The organism is Sphingobium sp. TB-6 (assembly GCF_012927365.1).
Lineage (GTDB): Bacteria > Pseudomonadota > Alphaproteobacteria > Sphingomonadales > Sphingomonadaceae > Sphingobium.
The window spans coordinates 1-20,334 of sequence record NZ_JABBGL010000013.1; the positions used below are offsets into that span (position 1 = coordinate 1).

Sequence of the window (20,334 nt, forward strand, 5' to 3'; positions counted from 1 at the left end):
AAACTCTCAAGTTTGATGTCCGATCCATATCCAGGCGGAATAAGCCCAAACATGAACCGCTCATTTTCAGGAGCCATTCCTGCACAAATTTCTTACATGGTTACGTAAGGACATTGTGAGGTCTGGCTAAATTTAACCGAGTACCCAGCGCCTGAAAGCCGCCAAGACCCGGAGCCGCCGCCCACATGTCCCTTCATCAATCAACAATGTCAAAGAACACACCAAAATCAGAAGCGGACAACCAATCTTCCTCGAACTTTCGTGCGAGGGACTTGGCGTCCGTCTATGTTGGCGACCGTCCATTCCAGTGCCTCAGTGGCGCTGTCCCGTCCGGTGAGACGGGCATATATGGAGGGCTTCCTGAACCGTCAAACCCTTTTTGCACTTTTGTTTCAGAATTTTTTGGAACTTGGCCGATAGAGCGGTTTCACGAGACACAACGCTCCAGAAATTGGGAATGACAATGGGTTTGCAGGACGCCGACGCGGACGACGCCGGTTTTGGCACAAGGATAAGAAGCGCGATTCTCTGGCGATCGGGCAGCCAGATCGTGGCGCAAATGCTGAGCTGGATCGTGACTCTGGCGGTGATCCGGCTGCTCGATCCGGCCGATTACGGCCTGTTTGCGATGACTCAGGTGATTCTGAACTTTGCGACCTTCCTCAATGGCTATGGGCTGGTGAGCGCCCTGGTGCAGTCCGAGACGATCGAGACGCATAAGCTGCGGCAGGCGTTCGGGATCATGCTGTTGCTGAACGGCGGGCTTGCCCTGGCGCAGCTCGCGGTCGCTCCGCTGGCTGCGAGCTATTATGACCAGCCCATGGTCGCGCAGCTCTTGCGCGTGCAGGCGCTGCTATATCTATCCACGCCCTTCATCTCGATTCCCGAGGCGATCATGGGCCGGGCGATGGATTTTCGGCGGCCCGCGCTGGTCAACCTGATCGCGGCCATCGCTTCGGCGGCTGTGGCGCTGACGGGGGCGCTGTCGGGTTGGGGCGTGTGGACCTTGGTATTCGCGCCCATTGCGGGGTTTTGGGTCAAGGGCATAGGCTATGTGCTGGCGACCAGGTTCAGGCCGATTCCCAGCTTCGATTTTCGCGGGACCGGGGCGATGGTCGCCTATGGCGCGTCGCTGCTGGGCGGCCAGCTTTTCTGGATCGTGCAGAGCCAGGCCGATATCTTCATCGGCGGGCGGGTGCTGGAGCCGCATCAATTGGGCCTTTATGCCGAAGCGCTGTTCCTGACGCAGATTTTCGTCAGCAAATTCATCCCGCCGCTCAATGACGTCGCCTTTCCAGCCTATGCGCGGATGCAGAAGGACCCGGCGCGAATCGCATGGTCCTTCTGCAAGGCGGTGCGGTTGCTGCTGCTGATTTCCTGCCCGGTCTATCTGGGCATGGCGGCGACGGCCGGGCCGCTGGTCGAAACCCTGTTCGGCGCGAAGTGGCGGGATATGGCGCCCTTCGTCGCGATTCTCGCTCTCGCCATGCCGTTCATGACGTTGCAGGTGATGTTCGCGCCGGTCAGCAATGCCCTGGGAAGGCCGGGGACGACCGCGCGGGTGGCGGCGGTGGGCGCGGTGCTGATGCCGGCCGCCTTTTTCATCGGGATTCGATTCGGCGCCATCGGCCTGGCCTGGGCATGGCTTTGCGCCTTCCCGATTCTCACGCTCATCACCGCCCGGCTGGCGGGTGCGCCGATGGGGCTGCGGCTGATCGACCTGATGCGCGCGGCGGCGCCGGGGCTTGGCTGCTCCCTCTTGATGGCTGCGGCGGTGATGGCGGTCGACCGGATATTGCCGCCACTCGCCGCGCCGATTCGGCTGGGGATATTGGTGCCGGCGGGCGGGCTCGCCTTTCTGGCCGCATTGATGCTGTGCGCGCGGGGCACTCTGCTGGAATTGGTCGCGCTGGTCGTGCGGCGGGCGCCGCCGGTGCAGGCGCCCGCCTGAAACGAATCAGGCCGTCTGGATATAGTCGCGCAGGGAAGCCGCTTCCGATTCGATGCTGTCGATGCGGAACTTCACAAGATCCCCGATCGACACCAGCCCGACAAGCGCGCCGTCGACCACGACGGGCAGGTGCCGGATGCGCCGCTTCGTCATCAACGACAGGCAGTGGATGACGGGAGTCCGATCATCGGTCGTGATCGGCGGGGCGGTCATGATCTCGCCCACGGGGCGTTCCAGCACCGCCGCTCCTTCCTGCGCCACGCGATAGACCAGGTCGCGCTCGGAAAAGATGCCCACCACCTTGCCGTCATCCACCACCGGCACGCAGCCGATCCGCCGCTGGGCGAGCAACTGCACCACGGAAAGGACCGTGTCGCTCGATTGCGCCTGGACGACATCCTGTCCCTTGCGTTGCAAAATCGCCGCGATCGTCATGATCCATCTCCCTCCCTGTCGACTAAATGCCTCAGTCCCTTGATGATCCCACTTTCACACCCCAAAGGAAAGGGATGACGCACAAACAAGGCCTTGATGATCCGGAGATTGCAAGGGTCGCCTGGCGGCGATTCCGTCGGATCATGGGGTGGATGGCGCTGGCCGGCGCGCTGTGCGTGGGGGTCGCCTTGCTGTTTCTGCGGCTATGGGCGGGGCCCATGCCGATCCACATGATCATCGCGACGATATTGGGCGTCTGGTTGACCTTCATGCTGGGGACGGGTTTGATGGCATTGGCATTTCTGTCGAGCGGAACGGGGCATGACGAACAGGTCATCGACCGGATGAAAGACGAGGTTTCCAGTGATGACTGAACAAAGGGGCGAAGTGGTGTTGCGCGTGGTTCCGCACATCACGGACATCAACGCCAACGGGCATATCTTTGGCGGCTGGGTGCTGAGCCAGATGGATATTGCGGGCGGCATCGTAGCCACGCGGATCGCTCAGGGCGCCGTGGCGACGGTGGCGATCGAGAGCATGACGTTCATTGCCCCGATCCTGCTGGGCGATATCGTGTCGGTCTATGCCCATGAGGAACGGCGGGGGCGCACGTCCGTCGCCATCCGGATCGATGTCATCGCGACGCGAGGCCCGCAAGAGACGAAGGTCGAGCTGACAAGCGGCCTGTTCACCTTCGTCGCGCTGGACGAAAATCACCGGCCGCGTCCGTTGCCGGTCGCCTGATCCGTCAAAGCCGTGCCGGAGGACAACAAAAAAGGGGACAGCGCATCAGCACTGTCCCCTTTTTTTCATCATCCCGCCATCGGGCAGGGATCGGGATTTATTCGGCCGCTTCAGCCGCGGGCCGGGCGCGGCGAGTGCGCTTGCGCGGCGCTTCCTCGACGGGTTCGGCATCATTGTCGGCGCGAGCGATCGAGGGCGGCAGCACGGCGAGATCCAGACCGCCCTGTCCCTCTTCCTTCGCCGCCTTGCGCGGACGGCCGCGGCGCGCGCGGGGAGCCTCCGCTTCGGGCTGCGGTTCCGGGGCCGGGGCCGGCTGCGCGGCGGCAACCGGTTCGGGAGCAACCTTAGGCCGGGGTTGCTTCACGGCTTCCTCGACGACGCTTTCCTCAACCGGCGGGCGCTCACGGCGGTGCTCGTTGCGATCATTGCGGTCATTGCGATCCCGCCGATTGCGGTCGTTCCGGCCTTCACGATAGTCGCGCGGCTCGTCACGGCGACGATCAAAGTCCTGGCCGCGATCGGGAACCTGATCGGCGCGCACTTCCTCGCCGCCTTCATAGCCACCGTCGAAATCGTCGAAATTCTCGTCGAAGCTTTCATCGCGGGGCCGGAAGCGCTGTTGCTGCTCCTCCTGCCGGGCGCGGTTATCGGCAAGGACGCGGAAATAATGGTCGGCAAATTGCAGATAATATTCCGCATTCACCCGATCGCCCGCCATCTGGGCGTCGCGAGCCATATTCCTGTATTTTTCAAGAAGCTGGGCCGCATTGCCGCGCGCGCGGTTGTCGATCCGGTTGCCGTTGTCACCACCGCCCCGATTGCCACCATTGGGACGACCATTATTGTTGTTCCGGCCGCGATTGCGGCGGCCGGCCTGCCTGTTGTTGATCAAGAGCTGATCCTTGCGTTCACTTTGCCATCATTCACTGAAAACACTGTTCAGTCGCCATCCTTCAGCACGGCCTGACCATCAGGCCGGGTAAGGCTCCGCCGGACAGGGGCCGAGCGATCGGCCCATGCCCTTGACCTGCCAGAGGCGCTTGCGCAGCAGCGCCGTCGTGACTTTGAAGGAGCGGGAAAACGGCCTTTTCTTGTCGCAGCCCCACAGGGCAGATCCTCAGGATAGTGCCGTCCCTAAGCCCCATGTAGTGGCTTCCAGGCCATAAACCAAGCAATTTTAGCTTGTGTCGGCGCAAATCCTTCACCCGGTCACGCCAGGGGTGCCGGCGTCGCGACCAGACAGCGGTCGTGCCCGGCCAGATCGCGGCGCGCCGAAACGCTAAGTCCTTGATCGGCAAGCAAGGCCGAGACGCTGGTCCGCTGGTCATAACCGATCTCGATCGCGGCCATGCCGTCCGATGCCAGCAGGCGCGGCAGCATCGGCGCGATCCGGCGATAATCGTCCAGCCCCTCCGTTCCGGCGAAAAGCGCGCCTTCGGGTTCGTGAAGGACATCGCCCGCAAGCACGACGTCGCGCGCGATATAGGGGGGGTTGATGAGGATCAGGTCGAACGGGCCGTCCAGCCCCTCCGCCCAGTTGCCCAGCCGGAAGTCGGCACGCGCGCCAAGACCCAGGCAATCGGCATTGCCCTGCGCCACCGCCAGCGCGGCAGGCGAAATGTCTACCCCGGTCCCCCTCGCCTGCGGCCATTGGCTGAGCGCGGCGAGCAGCAGCGCGCCGGAGCCGGTGCCGAGGTCGAGGATACGGGCAGGCGTCCTCCTGCCGAAATGGTCGACGGCGGCCTCGATCAGCGTTTCGGTGTCCGGGCGGGGAATCAGAACGTCAGGCGTCACATGCAGGCTGATCGTCCAGAAATCGCGCATGCCGATGATATAGGCGATGGGTTCGCCGGTGAGGCGGCGTTCGATGAGGGCTTCGAAGCAGGGCGGGACGCTAAGGTCGCGCTGGCGCATCAGCAGCTCGTTGCGGTCGATCCCGAGCGCATGGGCGAGAAGCAGTTCGGCGTCCAGACGCGGCGTGCCGCTGATGGGGGCAAGGCGAGCGCTAGTGGCGCGGAGGGTTTCGGGAATATGGACGGAGCCGGATACGCTCACGCCACTCCATCCAATTGGGCGAGGCGGGCGGCTTCATCCTCCGCCATCAGCGCGTCGATGACTTCGGACAGGCCCGGCCCTTCGAGGATTTCGGGCAAGCGGTGCAGCGTCAGGTTGATGCGATGATCCGTCACCCGGCCCTGCGGGAAATTATAGGTGCGGATGCGCTCCGAACGGTCGCCCGAACCGACCATCGCCTTGCGCGCGCCGGCCTGTTCGCTCTGGGCGCGCTCGCGTTCCACTTCATAGATGCGGGCGCGCAGCACCTGCATGGCCTTGGCCTTGTTCTTGTGCTGCGAGCGTTCGTCCTGCTGCGTCACCACGATACCGGACGGCAAGTGGGTGATGCGCACGGCGGAGTCCGTGGTGTTCACATGCTGGCCGCCCGCGCCCGAAGCGCGGTAGATGTCGATCTTGAGGTCGCCATCGGCAATCTGGACGTCGACCTCTTCGGGTTCCGGCAGCACAGCGACAGTCGCCGCCGAAGTATGGATGCGTCCGCCGCTTTCAGTGGCCGGAACACGCTGGACGCGATGGACGCCGCTTTCGAACTTCAACTTGGCGAAGACGCCGGTGCCCGTGACGCTGGCGACCACTTCCTTGAAACCGCCGACTTCCGAGGCATTGGCGGAGAGCATCTCCATCTTCCAGCCCTGGGTATCGGCATAGCGCTGGTACATGCGGAAAAGGTCTCCCGCGAACAGAGCAGCTTCGTCGCCGCCTGTGCCCGCCCGGATTTCCAGCATGGCGGGGCGCGCATCGGCGGCATCCTTGGGCAGAAGCTGGAGCGCGAGGGCGCGTTCGGCGTCCGGCAACTGGGCCTTGATGAGCCGCATCTCCTCCTGCGCCATTTCGCGCATCAGCGGATCGGCATCCGCATCCTCCCCGCCCGCCATATATTCGAGGGCGCTCAGTTCCTGGCGCAGGCGGCGGACCTCATGGGCGGCCTTGGCCACCGGCTCGATCTCGGCATATTCCTTGGACAGCCGCACAAATTCTTCCGGCGCGAGGTCGGCGCGCGTCATCGACGCCTGCACCTCGTCCCGGCGCGCCTCGATCTGCGCGATGCGTTCGGCGGAAATGTGCATCAGAGTGTCGCGAACTTCTCGATCAGTGCATCCAATGCAACGGCCTGCTGCTCACCCGTACCCAGATTGCGGACAGCCGCCTCGCCCCGCGCCAGCTCGTCGTCGCCCAGGATCACCGCCCAGGCCGCACCCGAGGCATTGGCCCGCTGCATCCGCTTCTTCATATTGCCGCGATAGCCCATGTCGCAGGCGACGCCGGCGCGGCGCAGATCGGCTACGATGCCGGTGGCCTTGATTTCAGCCGCTTCACCCATGGGAATGACGGCTACAGCGGGTCCGGCAATCTCCGGCATATCCACCAGCATCGCCAACCGCTCGATCCCCGCCGCCCAGCCGACCGCCGGGGTCGAGGGACCGCCGAGATTTTCGATCAGCCCGTCATAACGCCCGCCGCCGAGCACAGTGCCCTGTGCGCCCAGGCGATCGGTGATGAACTCGAAAGCCGTGTGGCGATAATAATCGAGGCCGCGCACCAGCCGGGCATTGCGCTCCCACGCTACGCCCGCCGCATCGAGGCCCGCCGTCACCTTTTCGAAGAAGGTCCGGGCTTCGTCGGTCAGATAGGCGTCGATGTCTGGCGCGCTGTCGGCCACCGGGCGATCCCGCGGATCCTTGCTGTCGAGGATGCGAAGCGGATTGCGCTGCAAACGATCCAGGCTCTCTTCGGAAAGCTGGTCGCGATGCGCCTCGAAATGCGCGATAAGCGCCGCCCGCCAGGCGTCGCGGCTCGGCCCGTCGCCCAGCGTGTTGAGATTGAGCGTCACGCCTTCCGACACGCCCAGTTCGCGCAGCAACTGATCCGCCAGAACCAGCAGTTCCACATCCGCACCCGGCTCGCCCGCGCCGATGATCTCGGCGTCGAGCTGGTGGAACTGGCGGAAGCGGCCCTTTTGCGGGCGCTCGTAACGGAACAGCGGGCCATGGGTCGCGACTTTCAGCGGCGCATATTGCTGCCACCCCTCGGTGATATAGGCGCGTGAAATGCCCGCCGTGAATTCGGGGCGCAGGGTGATGCTGTCGCCGCCGCGATCCTCGAACGTGTACATTTCCTTCGAAACGACGTCCGTGCTTTCGCCCAGCGACCGGGCAAACACCGCCGTCGATTCAAAGACGGGCACTTCCACCCGCTGGAATCCATAGAGCTTTCGCACCCGCTCAAAGGTGGCGACTACGTGCGCGAAACGTTCCTGGAACGCTTCGGTGGTGCCGCCCAGCATGTCCTGCGTGCCGCGCACCGGACGCGGCGTTTCAATCTTGGCCATGGGGGAGCGCCTTTAACGATAAAGATGCTTCAAGGAAACGCGCTTTTTTGTCCCAATATGTCGCGAGCATTGTTCAGGGTGGACGAGAGCGGATTGGCTCGCCATTCTGTTGTTATACGGTCGTTCGACCACAAGCTTTTTCGGAGATGTTCATGATCCGCAGCCTTGCTGCCGCCCTTTTCCTTTCTACGGCTATCGCAGGACCATTGGTCGCGCAGGATGCAATCCGCTCCAAGCCGACGGCGCTGCCGGTCGACAATGCCGCGCCCACGCCCAAGGACATTCCCTATCCCGGCGGCACGATCAAGCTGGAGGTCGACGCCACCGACACGGTGCAGCGCATCTTCCGCGTCAAGGAGACGATCCCCGTCGCCGCCGCCGGCCCGATGACGCTGCTGGTGCCGCAATGGCTGCCGGGCAATCATGCGCCGCGCGGAGCCATTGAAAAGGTCAACGGCATCAGCTTCACCGCCGACGGCAAGCCGCTGGCGTGGAAGCGCGATCCGCTCAACGTCTACGGCTTTGTGATCGACGTGCCGCAGGGGACGAAGCAGGTCGTCGCAAGCTTCCAGTTCCTGTCCGCCACCCAGCCCAATCAGGGCCGGGTCGTCGTGACGCCCAAGATGCTGAACATCCAGTGGGAGTCGGTGTCGCTCTATCCGGCGGGCTATTATACGCGCCAGATTCCGGTGCAGGCGACCGTGACCTATCCCGAAGGCTGGCAGGCGGCGACGGCGTTGCGGGGCAAGAAGACCGGATCGACGGTCGCCTATGACGTGATCGATTATGAAGCCTTGCAGGATTCGCCGGTCTTCGCGGGACGGTATTTCAAGCCCGTCGACCTTGGCCATAATGTGACGCTGAACATCGTTGCGGACGATGCCGACGAGCTGGATGCCAAGCCCGACCAGATCGCCAAACACAAGAAGCTGGTGGACGAAGCAGGCGCGCTGTTCGGCACCTATCATTTCAACCATTATGACTTCCTGTTCGCCATCACCGACGAGATGGGCGGCATCGGGCTGGAGCATCACCGCAGTTCCGAAAATCAGGTCGAGCCGGGCTATTTCAAGAAATGGGGCGATGGCGACGCGCTGCTGGACCGCAACCTGCTGCCGCACGAATTCACCCATAGCTGGGACGGCAAGTTCCGCCGCCCGGACCTTTTGTGGACGCCCGATTTCAACGTGCCGATGCAGGACAATCTGCTCTGGGTCTATGAAGGGCAGACGCAATTCTGGGGCTATGTGCTGGGTGCGCGGTCAGGCCTGTTCAACAAGCAGGAAACGCTGGACGCCTATGCCCATATCGCGGCGAAGCTGGACACCGCCAAGGGCCGCGAATGGCGGCCGATGGAGGACACCACCCATGATCCCATCATCTCCGCCCGTCGGCCCAAAGGCTGGTCGAGCTGGCAGCGGTCGGAGGATTATTACAACGAAGGCCTGATGATCTGGCTGGAGGCGGATGCGATCATCCGTCAGCAGACCAAGGGCGCCAAGGGGCTGGATGATTTCGCCCAGGCTTTCTTCGGGATCAATCCGGGCGACTGGGGTCAGGTCGTCTATAATCGCGGCGACGTGATCAAGACGCTGAACGGCGTCGCGCCCTATGACTGGGCGGGCTTCTTCCAGAAATATGTCGACAGCACGACAAAGGAAACGCCCAAGGGCGGCTTCGCGCTGGGCGGCTACAAGCTGGTTTATGGCGACACGCCGGGCGCCATCACCAAGGCGGCCGAGGGGTCGGGCAAATTCACCGATCAGAGCTTCGGCATCGGCATGATCGTCAAGAATGACGGCGAGATTTCCAACGTCGTCTGGGACAGCCCAGCCTTCAAGGCGGGCCTCGCCATCGGCTCCAAAATCGTCGCGATCAACGGCGACGAATATTCGGGCGATGTGTTCAAGGCCGCGATCAGGTCCGGAAAGCCGCTCCAGATCATCCTACGCCAAGATAAATATTACCGCACTTTGACCCTCGCATATTCCGGCGGCCTGCGCTATCCGCGCCTCGAAAAGACAGGAGAGGGTGAAGGCAGCCTGGACCGGCTGCTGAAACCGAAAACATAATCGCCCGAAGACCAACGCGTTTACAAAGGCTTGAAGTCCCATGAATATCGAACTGATCCCGGTCGGGGATGATCCACCCAACAGCCTGAATGTCATCATCGAGGTTCCGGTCGGCGGGGAACCTGTCAAATATGAGTTCGACAAGGCATCGGGCGCTCTGTTCGTGGACCGCATCCTGCATACGCCGATGCGCTATCCGGCGAATTACGGCTTCGTGCCGCACACCCTGTCGCCCGATGGCGATCCGCTGGACGCGCTGGTCATCGCCCGCTCGCCCTTCGTGCCCGGATCGGTCGTGCGCGCCCGTCCCATCGCCGTGCTGAATCTGGAAGATGAAGCCGGTGGCGACGAAAAGCTGGTCTGCGTGCCCGACAACAAGACCTTCCCTTATTACAGCGACGTCGATGAAAAGGACGATCTGCCCGGCATCGTGATGGAGCAGATCGAACATTTCTTCACCCACTATAAGGATCTGGAAAAGACCAAGTGGGTGCGGATCGGCACCTGGGGCGGCGCGGAAGACGCCCGCCGCATCACGCTGGAAGCGATCGAGCGTTACAAGGCTGGCAAGCAGGCCGCTTAAAGCAAACGATTATAGTGGATAAAAGGGGCTGCGTGGATGATTTTACGCGGCCCTTTTTTTGCATATGCGTCTGTCGAAATGCCGTGCTGGATATGCCCGCCGTAGAGCGGAATGGGTGGAAGGCGGACGGTCTGCTTAGCGCTTTTTCTTGAAGCGCATCGTGCTCCTGCGAAGGCAGGAGCCCAGTTCCTACGGTGCGATGATCCACAAGCGGCAGAACTGGGTTCCTGCCTTCGCAGGAACACGGATGCGCTCAATGGCTTGCATTGGCCATTTGCGGACATCTTCCTCCTCCCCGTGCCATGCGGGCGAAGGATCAAGCCCATCTCAAGGCCGACCTTGATCATCCCGCAAACCGCCGCAGCCGTTCAGCGTCCCCTCGCCAAAGGCGACCGCAACCCGTTCGGACCAGACGGCATCGCTCATCCCATCGCTGCACGGTCCTTCAGTGACGGTCATTGAAAAGCCATCCCCCAGATACCGGATCGCCCGCTTGTCGTCGTTGCGCGAAACCGCGTAGCGGAGCGGCGCCCTGTCCGGCCGCTCCAATGTCGCGGTCGATCCCTTCACCGTCACCGCCCAGAAGGGCTCGGTGCCGATCGCCCTATAATCCTTGGCAGGGCGACCGGAGGCTGGAGGCACGAGGGCCGGTTCCACGTCCGTTTCACGTGAAACCCTTTCCGCGCCATTTTGGTCGGCTTGGTTCACCGCCTCGTTCTGAACGACGATCGGTGCGGAAGCCTGAGACTGCATATTGACGGCGGGCGCTTCCTTCTCGCCATCACAGCCCGCCACCATAAGAGCGAAGGCCAAGGGCCAGAGCCGTCTCATGCTTTTGCGACTTGATCCCGCCGGAAACAGGTCGCGGCATGGTCGTTCACCATCCCCACAGCCTGCATCCAGGCATAGACGATGGTCGGCCCCACAAATTTGAAGCCGCGTTTCTTGAGGTCTTTGGAGATCGCTTCGGACAGCTCGGTCTTCGCCGGAAAGGTCACGCCGTCATTGCGGATCGGCCCGCCATCGACAAAGCCCCAGGCATAGGCGGAAAAATCCTCGCGCCGGTCGCGCATGGCGCAAAAGATCTGCGCGCCCCGAATCGTCGCCTCGATCTTCGCCCGCGCCCGGATGATGCCGGGATCGCCCATCAGCCGCTCGATATCGGCCTCGTCAAAGGCGGCTACCCTGTCCGGATCGAAACCGGCAAAGGCGGACCGGAACGTCTCCCGCTTGCGCAGGACGGTGATCCAGCTAAGCCCGGCCTGGAATCCCTCCAGCATCAGCGTTTCCCAGAGCATCCGCGAATCGCGTTCCGGTACGCCCCATTCCTCGTCATGATAGGCGCAATAAAGCGGGTCGGTCCCGGCCCAGCCGCAACGGACCCGCTCCATGAGATCAGACGTCCAGATTGGCGACGTTCAGCGCATTGTCCTGGATGAACTCGCGCCGCGGCTCGACCACATCGCCCATCAGGCGGGTGAAGATTTCGTCAGCGACATCCGCCTGCTCGACCTCGACCCGCAGCATGGATCGATTGTCCGGGTCCAGCGTGGTTTCCCACAATTGCTCGGCATTCATCTCGCCAAGGCCTTTATAGCGCTGGATCGCCAGCCCCTTGCGCCCGGACGCCAGGATCGCTTCCAGCAATTCGCTCGGCCGCGTGACGGCCACTGAACGCTTGGAAGCGACCGGCAGATCGTCGTCCCCGGCTTCCTCGGCGGCGGCGGCAGCCTTGGCCGTCACCAGACGGCTGGTAGTCCGATAGCTATCCGCTTCCTCCGCCGCGAAACTGTGCAGCTTGCGCGCCTCGGCCGATCCGATGAATCCTGCCTCGATCATGTGGTGATCGGTGACGCCGCGCCACAGCCGTTCGAAATGGAAGCCGCCTTCCTCAGCGATGCGGCCGCTCCAGCTCCCTTCCTCATCCTGCGCGTGCATCCAGCGGACGGTGTTCGCCAGCCGTTCGGCCTGCGCCTCATGGCTGAGTTCCGGATCGAGCGCGCCGTTGATCGCCAACGCTTCGATGATCGCGGGATTGTAGCGGCGCGGCACATAGCGCATCACGGCGCGCATCCGCCGCCCATGCTCGATCAGCGAACGCAGATCGTCGCCAGAGCGCATCCCGCCGGTCGTTTCCAGCGCCATCGATTCGACGCCATTGTCGACCAGATATTGCTCCAGCGCGGCTTCGTTCTTGAGGTAGACCTCGGACCGGCCCCGCGTTGCCTTGTAGAGCGGCGGCTGGGCGATATAGAGATGCCCCGCCTCGATGATCTGCGGCATCTGGCGATAGAAGAAGGTCAGCAGCAACGTGCGGATATGCGCGCCGTCGACGTCGGCGTCGGTCATGATGACGATCTTGTGGTAGCGCAGCTTTTCCAGATTGAAATCGTCGCGAATGCCGGTGCCCATCGCCTGGATCAGCGTGCCGACTTCCTTGGACGACAACATCCGGTCGAAGCGGGCGCGCTCGACGTTCAGGATCTTGCCCTTCAAGGGCAGGATCGCCTGATTATGCCGGTTGCGGCCCTGCTTGGCCGAACCGCCTGCCGAGTCACCCTCGACCAGGAAGAGTTCGGACTTGGCCGGGTCGCGTTCCTGACAGTCGGCCAGCTTGCCGGGCAGCGAGGCGATGTCCATCACCCCCTTGCGCCGGGTCAGTTCACGCGCCTTCTTCGCGGCCTCGCGGGCGGCGGCGGCGTCGATCACCTTCTGGATGATCATCTTGCCGTGGCCGGGATTCTCCTCCAGCCACTCCGCCATCTTGTCGGCCATCAGGCTTTCCAGCGGCTGGCGGACTTCGGAACTGACCAGCTTGTCCTTGGTCTGCGACGAGAATTTGGGATCGGGCAGCTTGACCGACACGATGGCGGTCAGGCCTTCGCGCATATCCTCGCCGGTCAGCGACACCTTCTCCTTCTTCAACATGCCGGACTTGTCGGCATAATTGTTGAGCGTCCGAGTCAGCGCCGCACGGAAGGCGGCAAGGTGCGTGCCGCCGTCCCGCTGCGGGATGTTGTTCGTGAAACAGAGGACGTTCTCATAATAAGAATCGTTCCACTCCAGCGCGACGTCGATGGTCACATCGTCGCGGCTGCCCGAAATCGCGATCGGATCGGGCATCAGCGGCTGCTTGTTGCGGTCGAGATATTTCACGAAGGCCGCGATGCCGCCCTCATAGAACAGCTCGACTTCCTTCCTTTCCTCATGCCGCGCATCGGCCAGGAACAGCCGCACGCCGGAGTTCAGGAACGCCAGCTCGCGATAGCGATGCTCCAGCTTCTCGAAATCGAATTCGGTGTGATTCTTGAAGGTGCCGCCGTCGCCGGGCACTTTCTCGGTCGAGGGGAGGAAGGTGACGCGGGTGCCCTTCTTGCCCGCAGGCGCATCGCCCGTGACTTTGAGCGGCGCCACGGCGTCGCCATAGGCAAAGCGCATATAATGCTCCTTACCGTCCCGCCAGATATGAAGGTCCAGAAACTCGCTGAGCGCGTTCACCACCGACACGCCCACGCCGTGCAGGCCGCCCGACACCTTATAGGCATTGTCGTCGCTGGTATTCTCGAACTTACCCCCGGCGTGGAGCTGGGTCATGATGACCTCTGCCGCCGACACGCCTTCTTCCTTGTGGATGCCGGTGGGGATGCCGCGGCCATTATCCTCGACGCTCACCGAGCCGTCCGGGTTCAGCGTTATGAGGATGCGGTCGCAATGACCGGCCAGCGCCTCGTCGATCGCGTTGTCGCTGACTTCGAACACCATATGATGCAGGCCGGAGCCGTCATCGGTGTCCCCGATATACATGCCGGGCCGTTTGCGCACGGCATCCAGACCTTTCAGGACCTTGATGCTGTCGGCGCCATAGGCGTTGCTGTTGGGGCTGTTCTGACTTTCCTCGCTCATATCGAGCATATAGGGAAAAGGCCCAAGAAACTAAAGCGAAACATGCCGCCTTTCGCCCATGGGAAGCAAGGTCTATCAGGCAGCTATGCGTGTCGTCCTTGCCCTGGCCCTGATGCTGGCCGCCTGTTCCAAAAGCAGCGACGTGCTGGAGGATTTGCCCAACAGCTCGCTGGCCGGCGCGCCGCGTGAGGATGTGCCGGAAACCCGCCTGGAATCGACGCTGACTCGCCCGGTGATGATCGGGGAGGACGGCCAGCGCCTCGACGCCTGCGGCGCCATGGGACAGGTGGTCCGTGTTGGCGCCAAGGGTCTGGCCGTGCGCGCCGCGCCCTTTGCCGAAGCGAAGGAAATCGCCCGGATAGTGGAGGGGAGCCGCGCCTGGGTCTGTACCCGCAGCATCGACCAGAAATGGCTGGGGGTCGTGCTGGCCCCCAAACCCGCGGCGGACAATGCGGCGGCTCCCGCCGATTGCGGCGTCTCCGACCCGGTGGACCGCAAGCAACCCTATGACGGCCCCTGCCTCAGCGGCTGGGTTTCGAGCGCCGCGATCCGCCTGATCGCGGGTTAAGCCGGAGTCCACCACAGGGCGGATTCAATCCGTCCGCATGGCCTCCGTCACCAGGGCTTCGGCCTCGATCAGCAGGGCGTCCTCCACGTCATGCTGGGCAACCTGCTCGCGGCCGATGAGGATCAGCACGGGAACGGCGAGCGGACTCACCCGATCGAGTTCGATATGCAGCATGGTGGCCGAAGCGCGGTCGATCAGGTCGCCCAGACGCCCCACATCGGTCATGCGGGCGCGGGCGTCGGCCCATGCGGCCTTCAACAGCAGATGATCGGGCTGATATTTGCGCAGCACATCATAGATGAGGTCGGTCGAAAAAGTGACCTGCCGCCCGGTCTTGCGCTTGCCGGGATGTTGGCGCTCGATCAGGCCGGAAATCACCGCCACGTCGCGGAAGGCGCGCTTGAGCAGGCTCGACTGTTCGACCCATTCGACGAATTCATGGTCGAGAATGTCGGCGGAGAAGAGGCTTTGCGGGTCCGTGATAGGCTTCAAGCCATAGACGGCGAGCGCATAGTCGTTGGACACGAAGCCCATCGGCATCAGCCCCTGCGCATTCATGCGGCGAGTGAGAAGCATGCCCAGGGATTGATGCGCGTTCCAGCCTTCGAAACTGTAGCAGACCAGATAATGGCGCCCTTCATGCGGAAAGGTTTCGATGAGCAGTTGCCCCGGTTCGGGCAAAGCCGAACGATATTTCTGCACCTCCAGCCACTCGCGCACATCGTCGGGGAAGCGGGACCATTGGCCGGGTTCGGCCAGGAAGTGGCGAACACGATCAGCCAGGCGCGTGGACATCGCCATGCGAGTGCCGCCCCAGCTTGGGATGCGCGCGCTTTTGGAGGTGGCGCGGACGATCAGGTCGGTGGTGTCCATCCGCACCACCTCCAGCGCGGCGCCGGAGAAGAAGAAGCAGTCGCCGGGGCTTAGGGTCGCGGCGAACCCCTCCTCCACCGTGCCCAACTTACGGCCATTGGCGAAGCGGACGGCAAGCGCGGGCTGATCGACGATGATGCCCGCGTTCAGGCGATGCTGCTGGATGAAGCGCGGGTGGGAGACGCGCCATGTGCCATCCGCGTCACGGGTCAGGCGCTTGAAGCGGTCATAGGCGCGCAGGGCATAGCCGCCGCCCTCTATGAAGTGGAGGACGTTGGCGAAGGCCTCTTCCGTCAGCGCGCCATAAGGCGTGGCGGAGCGGATTTCGGCCAGCAATTCCTCTTCGCGAAAGGGCGCAGCGCAGGCGAGACCCATGACATGCTGGGCCAGCACGTCGAGGCTGCCGGGGCGGAAATCGTCGGCATCGCGCTCACCCGCCTCAACGGCGTCGAGTGCAGCGCGGGCTTCGAGATATTCGAACCTGTTGCCGGGGATGAGAATGGCTTCGCTGGGCGTATCGAGCCGGTGATTGGCGCGGCCGATGCGCTGGAGCAGGCGGGAGCTGCCCTTGGGCGCCCCCATCTGGATCACGCAATCGACATTGCCCCAGTCGACGCCCAGGTCAAGCGAGGCGGTGGCGACGAGGGCGCGCAATTTTCCCGCCGCCATCGCCGCCTCGACCTTGCGCCGGGCTTCGATGGAGAGGCTACCATGATGGATGGCGATGGGCAGGTTCGCTTCGTTCACCGACCAAAGCGACTGGAAGATGAGTTCGGCCAGACCCCGCGTGTTGCAGAAGACCAGCGTCGTGGCGCGGCGCTCAATTTCCTCCATGACCTGCCGCGCGGCATATTTGCCGGAATGCCCGGACCAGGGGATGCGGCCTTCGGGGATGAGGATCGCGACATGGGGGTCGGCGCCCGCCTCACCGATGACCGGGGTGACGGCGTTGATGTCCCCATCCGGCGCGAGCCAGGCGCGATAGGCGTCGACATCCGCGACGGTGGCGGACAGGGCGACCCGACGGAGGCCGGGGTTGATGCTCTGGAGGCGGGAGAGCGAGAGATTGAGAATGTCGCCGCGCTTCTGGGTGGCGAAGGCGTGGACTTCATCGATGATGACCGTCTTGAGGTCCGCGAACATCAGGAAACTGTCGGAATAGCTTAGCAATAAGGAGAGCGATTCCGGAGTGGTGAGCAGGATCTGCGGCGGGCGGGCGCGCTGACGGGCCTTGCGATCGGAAGGCGTGTCGCCGGTGCGGGTTTCGACGCGGATCGGCAGGCCCATTTCCTCGATCGGCGTCAGCAGGTTGCGACGGACGTCGACGGCGAGAGCCTTGAGCGGCGAGACATAGAGGGTGTGGAGACCCTCGCCCGGCTTTTCGATCAGATCGGTCAGGGTCGGAAGAAAACCGGCGAGCGTCTTGCCCGCCCCGGTGGGAGCGACGAGCAGCGCATGGCTGCCCGATCGGGCGGCGGTCAGCATGTCGAGCTGGTGGCGGCGGGGCGTCCAGCCGCGCAAGGTGAACCATTGCTCCAAGGGTTCGGGTAGGCGTTGGTTCATGGGAGGGATGTAGGATGAGAACATTTAAACGTCATCCTGTTCAACGCGGCCTCACCTCAAAACGGAGCGCCTAGTAATTTAAGTTTGGTTCCATGAAATAATCTAACAAATCCGCTCTGGCCCCCTCCCCCCGAAAAGCGTTACACTCCCTGCCATAGAGCGGCGCAACAGACACCGCAGACATGCAGGAGAATCACATGACCGGCGAAACCGAAGCCGACCTCACGGGCGCGGAACCCACGCGCAACCGCCGCCGCCCCAAGCAACCGATCATGGAGATCGAGGGCCGCAAGCTGAAACCCGCGACGCTGATGATGGGGCATGGCTATGACCCCACTTTGTCCGAAGGGTCGCTGAAGCCACCGATCTTCCTGACCTCCACCTTCGCCTTCGAAAGCGCGGCGGCGGGCAAGCGGCATTTCGAAGGCGTGACCGGCATCCGCCCCGGCGGCGCCGAAGGGCTGGTCTATTCGCGCTTCAACGGCCCCAATCAAGAGATTGCCGAGGACCGGCTGTCGGTCTGGGAAGAAGCGGAAGACGCGCTGCTCTTTTCCAGCGGCATGTCGGCCATTGCGACCACCCTGCTGGCGCTCGTGCAGCCGGGCGACGTGATCGTGCATTCGGCGCCGCTCTATGCCGCGACCGAAGCGCTGATCGGGCGCATTCTCGGCAAGTTCGGGGTGCAGTGGCTGGATTTCCCGGCGGGCGCGACCGAGGAGGAAATCGGCGCGGTGATCGAAAAGGCCAAGGGCTTGGGCCGCGTGGCGCTGATCTTCCTGGAAAGCCCGGCCAATCCGACCAATGTGCTGGTCGATCTGGAGGCGGTAGTTGCGCGGCGCGACTTTTTGTTCGCAGGCGAAGAATATCGGCCGCCGATCGCCATCGACAATACCTTCCTTGGCCCGCTCTGGCTTCATCCGCTCAGCCATGGGGCCGATCTCGTCATCTACAGCCTCACCAAATATGCGGGCGGGCATAGCGATCTGGTTGCGGGCGGCGTACTGGGGTCCAATGCGCTGATCAACACCATCCGGCTGATGCGGAACACGATCGGGACGATCCTGGACCCGCATTCGGCCTGGATGCTGCTGCGGTCGCTGGAGACGCTTGAACTGCGCATGAGCAGGGCGGGCGAGAATGCGGCCAAGGTCTGCACTTGGCTGAAGGACCAGCCGCAGGTGGAGAAGGTCGTCTATCTCGGCTTTCCGGAAACGGAGCGGCAGGCGGATATCTACCGCCGGCATTGCACCGGCGCGGGATCGACCTTTTCGCTTTATCTGAAGGGTGGCGAGGCGGAGGCCTTCGCCTTTCTGGACGCGCTCAAGATCGCGAAACTTGCCGTCAGCCTGGGCGGCACCGAAACGCTGGCGAGCCATCCCGCGGCGATGACGCATCTTTCCGTGCCCGCCGAACGCAAGAAGGCGCTGGCGATCAGCGACAATATGGTGCGCATCTCGATCGGCTGCGAGGATGCGGAGGATCTGATCGCGGACTTCGCTCAGGCGTTGCGGGCGGTGGGATGAAGGCTCGCCCGCTGATCCTGGTGGCGCAGCCGCATCTGGCGCCGCTGCTGGACGTGCTCTCCTCCCGATATGACGTCATGGCTCTGTGGGAGGAGAGCGGGCGGGCGCGGCTGGCGGAGGCCGAGATATTGGTGACGGCGGGCGAGTTCCGGCTCGATCCGGCGATGCTGGATCGGATGGCGGCGCTGCGGCTGATCGCCTGCTTCACCGTGGGTTATGATGGCGTCGATCTCGACTGGGCGCGGGCGCGGGGCGTGGCCGTGACCCATGCGGGGGACGCCAATGCGGAGGATGCGGCGGATCATGCGCTCGGGATGATCCTCGCCCATCGCCGGCAGATTCTCATGGGCGACCGGCAGGTGCGTTCGGGCGAATGGACGGCCGGAGCGAAGATGCTCACCCGGTCGATGACGGGCGCGCGGATCGGGATCGTCGGCATGGGCAGCATCGGCGTTGCGCTGGCCGAGCGGGCGGAGGCGATGCGCATGCGGATCGGCTGGTGGAGCCCTCGGGAGAAGCCGGAATTGCGCTGGCCAAGGGCGGAAAGCCTGGAGGCGCTGGCGCGGGACAACGACGTCATGGTGGTCGCGGCCAAGGCTAATGAGGAAAATCGCGGGATGATCTCGGCGGTGATCTGCGATGCGCTGGGTCCCGAGGGGCTGCTGGTGAATGTCGCGCGGGGGCAGTTGGTGGATGAGGATGCGCTGATCGCGGCTTTGCGAGAAGGACGGCTCGGCGGCGCTGCGCTGGATGTGTTCGAAAGCGAGCCCACGCCTGCGGCGCGCTGGGCGGATGTACCAAATGTGGTGCTGACGCCGCATACGGGCGGCGCGACCTATGAGGCGGTCGGGCGGATGAGGGATATGCTGTTGGCGAACCTGTCCGCCTTTTTCGCAGGGGAGCCGCTGGTTTCGCCGGTCAGGTGAACATATCGTCCTCTGCCCTTCCCCTCAGTTCCAATCCACCCGCTTCCATCCGCGTTCAGCCGCCAGCTTCGCCAGCGGCTTGTGCGGGTTCGAAGCGAAGGGAACATCCGCGAACTCCAGCATCGGCGCGTCCGAAACATGATCCGAATAGGCCCGGATATGCGCCTGCGTCCGGTCGATAGCTTCGGCCGCCATCCACGCCTTGATCATCCGCAGCTTGCCGGTGTCGTAGCAATTTTCGCCCGCGATCTTGGCGCGAACATAACGCAGATCCTGCGACAGATGGTCGGTCGCGATCACCGCGTCGAAGCCCAGCCGCCGGGCGATCGGCTCGACATAAAGGCGGTAGGAGGCGGTGGCGAGCACCAGCCTATAGCCGTCCGCCTTGTCCTTCGCGATCTGGTCGAGCGCGCCTGAGCGGACATTTTTCGCCACCACCCTGGCCGCATAGCTTTCCACATGCGGCATCAGCCGGGCGCGTTCGACATTATGACCGATCATCAGCGCCTGGTTCAGCTCCTTCAGCCGCTGCCGGGTGATGAGTTTCAGCACATAGGCCAGCATCAGCAGGATCACGCCGGGAAACAGCGCCAGACGCCACGGCGCCATGCGTTTCGCCACGTGCAGCAGAAAGCCGGTATAGGTGCCGCTGAACGTCACCGTGCGGTCCATATCGTAGATTGCGAGCCTGTGCGTCATGCCGTGTCCGAAACTTTTTGGGGCGTCCCTTCGTTTGATCGTGCGGATGGGCCGTTTCGGCTTGCCGTGCAACCGATAATGGACCACAT

Annotated in this window: 18 protein-coding genes; 8 read left to right on the top strand and 10 right to left on the bottom strand. The window is 63.4% G+C overall.

Annotated features, from left to right (window positions below):
* Positions 1 to 463: 463 nt before the first annotated feature.
* The gene (locus HHL26_RS16720; protein ID WP_197672737.1) at positions 464 to 1,951 is read left to right on the top strand and encodes a lipopolysaccharide biosynthesis protein; all 1,488 of its coding nucleotides are present in this window, start codon (positions 464 to 466) and stop codon (positions 1,949 to 1,951) included.
* Between the two features lie 6 nt (positions 1,952 to 1,957).
* Here the strand turns inward: HHL26_RS16720 and HHL26_RS16725 are convergent, their stop codons facing one another.
* A complete protein-coding gene (locus HHL26_RS16725; RefSeq protein WP_066552870.1) occupies positions 1,958 to 2,386 on the bottom strand; it encodes a CBS domain-containing protein in 429 nt (142 codons plus the stop codon).
* 74 nt (positions 2,387 to 2,460) lie between these two features.
* On the opposite strand from HHL26_RS16725, the gene HHL26_RS16730 reads away from it, so the two are divergent.
* Both HHL26_RS16730 and HHL26_RS16735 read left to right on the top strand, forming a co-directional pair.
* Entirely contained in the window at positions 2,461 to 2,760 is a 300-nt protein-coding gene (locus tag HHL26_RS16730) for a hypothetical protein (RefSeq protein ID WP_066552868.1), read from the top strand.
* Positions 2,753 to 3,130 (top strand): acyl-CoA thioesterase, encoded by a 378-nt coding sequence (locus tag HHL26_RS16735; RefSeq protein ID WP_066552866.1) that lies wholly within the window; start codon positions 2,753 to 2,755, stop codon positions 3,128 to 3,130. The genes HHL26_RS16730 and HHL26_RS16735 overlap by 8 nt, the downstream gene beginning before the upstream one ends.
* 97 nt (positions 3,131 to 3,227) lie before the next feature.
* Here the strand turns inward: HHL26_RS16735 and HHL26_RS16740 are convergent, their stop codons facing one another.
* From HHL26_RS16740 to hisS, 4 genes are all read right to left on the bottom strand, one after another.
* Positions 3,228 to 4,022 carry a DUF4167 domain-containing protein gene (locus HHL26_RS16740; protein ID WP_066552860.1) on the bottom strand — a complete coding sequence of 265 codons (795 nt, stop codon included), beginning with the start codon at positions 4,020 to 4,022 and terminating at the stop codon, positions 3,228 to 3,230.
* Positions 4,023 to 4,339: 317 nt separating this feature from the next.
* A complete protein-coding gene (gene prmC, locus HHL26_RS16745) occupies positions 4,340 to 5,161 on the bottom strand; it encodes a peptide chain release factor N(5)-glutamine methyltransferase (protein WP_066561210.1) in 822 nt (273 codons plus the stop codon).
* Positions 5,162 to 5,181: 20 nt separating this feature from the next.
* Positions 5,182 to 6,276: a peptide chain release factor 1 gene (gene prfA / locus HHL26_RS16750; protein WP_206377505.1), complete on the bottom strand. Its 1,095-nt coding sequence runs from the start codon at positions 6,274 to 6,276 to the stop codon at positions 5,182 to 5,184.
* Complete coding sequence (gene hisS, locus HHL26_RS16755; RefSeq protein ID WP_066552847.1) at positions 6,273 to 7,535, bottom strand: histidine--tRNA ligase; 1,263 nt, start codon at positions 7,533 to 7,535, stop codon at positions 6,273 to 6,275. Before hisS ends, prfA begins: the two co-directional genes overlap by 4 nt.
* Before the next feature lie 152 nt (positions 7,536 to 7,687).
* Between hisS and HHL26_RS16760 the strand changes: the two genes are divergently transcribed.
* Positions 7,688 to 9,607, top strand: coding sequence for a M61 family metallopeptidase (locus HHL26_RS16760; RefSeq protein ID WP_066561207.1), 1,920 nt, complete (start codon positions 7,688 to 7,690; stop codon positions 9,605 to 9,607).
* A gap of 40 nt (positions 9,608 to 9,647) precedes the next feature.
* Entirely contained in the window at positions 9,648 to 10,190 is a 543-nt protein-coding gene (gene ppa, locus HHL26_RS16765) for an inorganic diphosphatase (protein WP_066552837.1), read from the top strand.
* Positions 10,191 to 10,517: 327 nt separating this feature from the next.
* Here the strand turns inward: ppa and HHL26_RS16770 are convergent, their stop codons facing one another.
* The 3 genes from HHL26_RS16770 to gyrB are packed head-to-tail and all read right to left on the bottom strand — an operon-like array spanning position 10,518 to position 14,093.
* Positions 10,518 to 10,988, bottom strand: a complete 471-nt coding sequence (locus HHL26_RS16770; protein WP_145907450.1) for a membrane-like protein — start codon at positions 10,986 to 10,988, stop codon at positions 10,518 to 10,520.
* Positions 10,989 to 11,017: 29 nt separating this feature from the next.
* On the bottom strand, positions 11,018 to 11,581 hold the full coding sequence (locus tag HHL26_RS16775; protein WP_066552833.1) for a DNA-3-methyladenine glycosylase I: 564 nt from the start codon (positions 11,579 to 11,581) through the stop codon (positions 11,018 to 11,020).
* A gap of 4 nt (positions 11,582 to 11,585) precedes the next feature.
* Positions 11,586 to 14,093, bottom strand: a complete 2,508-nt coding sequence (gene gyrB, locus HHL26_RS16780; RefSeq protein WP_087574014.1) for a DNA topoisomerase (ATP-hydrolyzing) subunit B — start codon at positions 14,091 to 14,093, stop codon at positions 11,586 to 11,588.
* 85 nt (positions 14,094 to 14,178) lie between these two features.
* Between gyrB and HHL26_RS16785 the strand changes: the two genes are divergently transcribed.
* Positions 14,179 to 14,661, top strand: a complete 483-nt coding sequence (locus tag HHL26_RS16785; RefSeq protein ID WP_066561204.1) for a hypothetical protein — start codon at positions 14,179 to 14,181, stop codon at positions 14,659 to 14,661.
* A 24-nt stretch (positions 14,662 to 14,685) separates the two neighbouring features.
* Here the strand turns inward: HHL26_RS16785 and HHL26_RS16790 are convergent, their stop codons facing one another.
* Positions 14,686 to 17,097 carry a ligase-associated DNA damage response DEXH box helicase gene (locus HHL26_RS16790; RefSeq protein WP_066552827.1) on the bottom strand — a complete coding sequence of 804 codons (2,412 nt, stop codon included), beginning with the start codon at positions 17,095 to 17,097 and terminating at the stop codon, positions 14,686 to 14,688.
* A 197-nt stretch (positions 17,098 to 17,294) separates the two neighbouring features.
* Here HHL26_RS16790 and HHL26_RS16795 point away from each other — a divergent pair, with 197 nt between their 5' ends.
* Together HHL26_RS16795 and HHL26_RS16800 are read left to right on the top strand one after the other, a co-directional pair.
* Entirely contained in the window at positions 17,295 to 18,620 is a 1,326-nt protein-coding gene (locus HHL26_RS16795; RefSeq protein WP_066552825.1) for a cystathionine gamma-synthase family protein, read from the top strand.
* Positions 18,617 to 19,546 carry a 2-hydroxyacid dehydrogenase gene (locus HHL26_RS16800; protein WP_066552823.1) on the top strand — a complete coding sequence of 310 codons (930 nt, stop codon included), beginning with the start codon at positions 18,617 to 18,619 and terminating at the stop codon, positions 19,544 to 19,546. Before HHL26_RS16795 ends, HHL26_RS16800 begins: the two co-directional genes overlap by 4 nt.
* 24 nt (positions 19,547 to 19,570) lie before the next feature.
* Here the strand turns inward: HHL26_RS16800 and HHL26_RS16805 are convergent, their stop codons facing one another.
* Positions 19,571 to 20,245, bottom strand: coding sequence for an HAD-IB family hydrolase (locus HHL26_RS16805; RefSeq protein WP_066552821.1), 675 nt, complete (start codon positions 20,243 to 20,245; stop codon positions 19,571 to 19,573).
* Between the last annotated feature and the right edge of the window lie 89 nt (positions 20,246 to 20,334).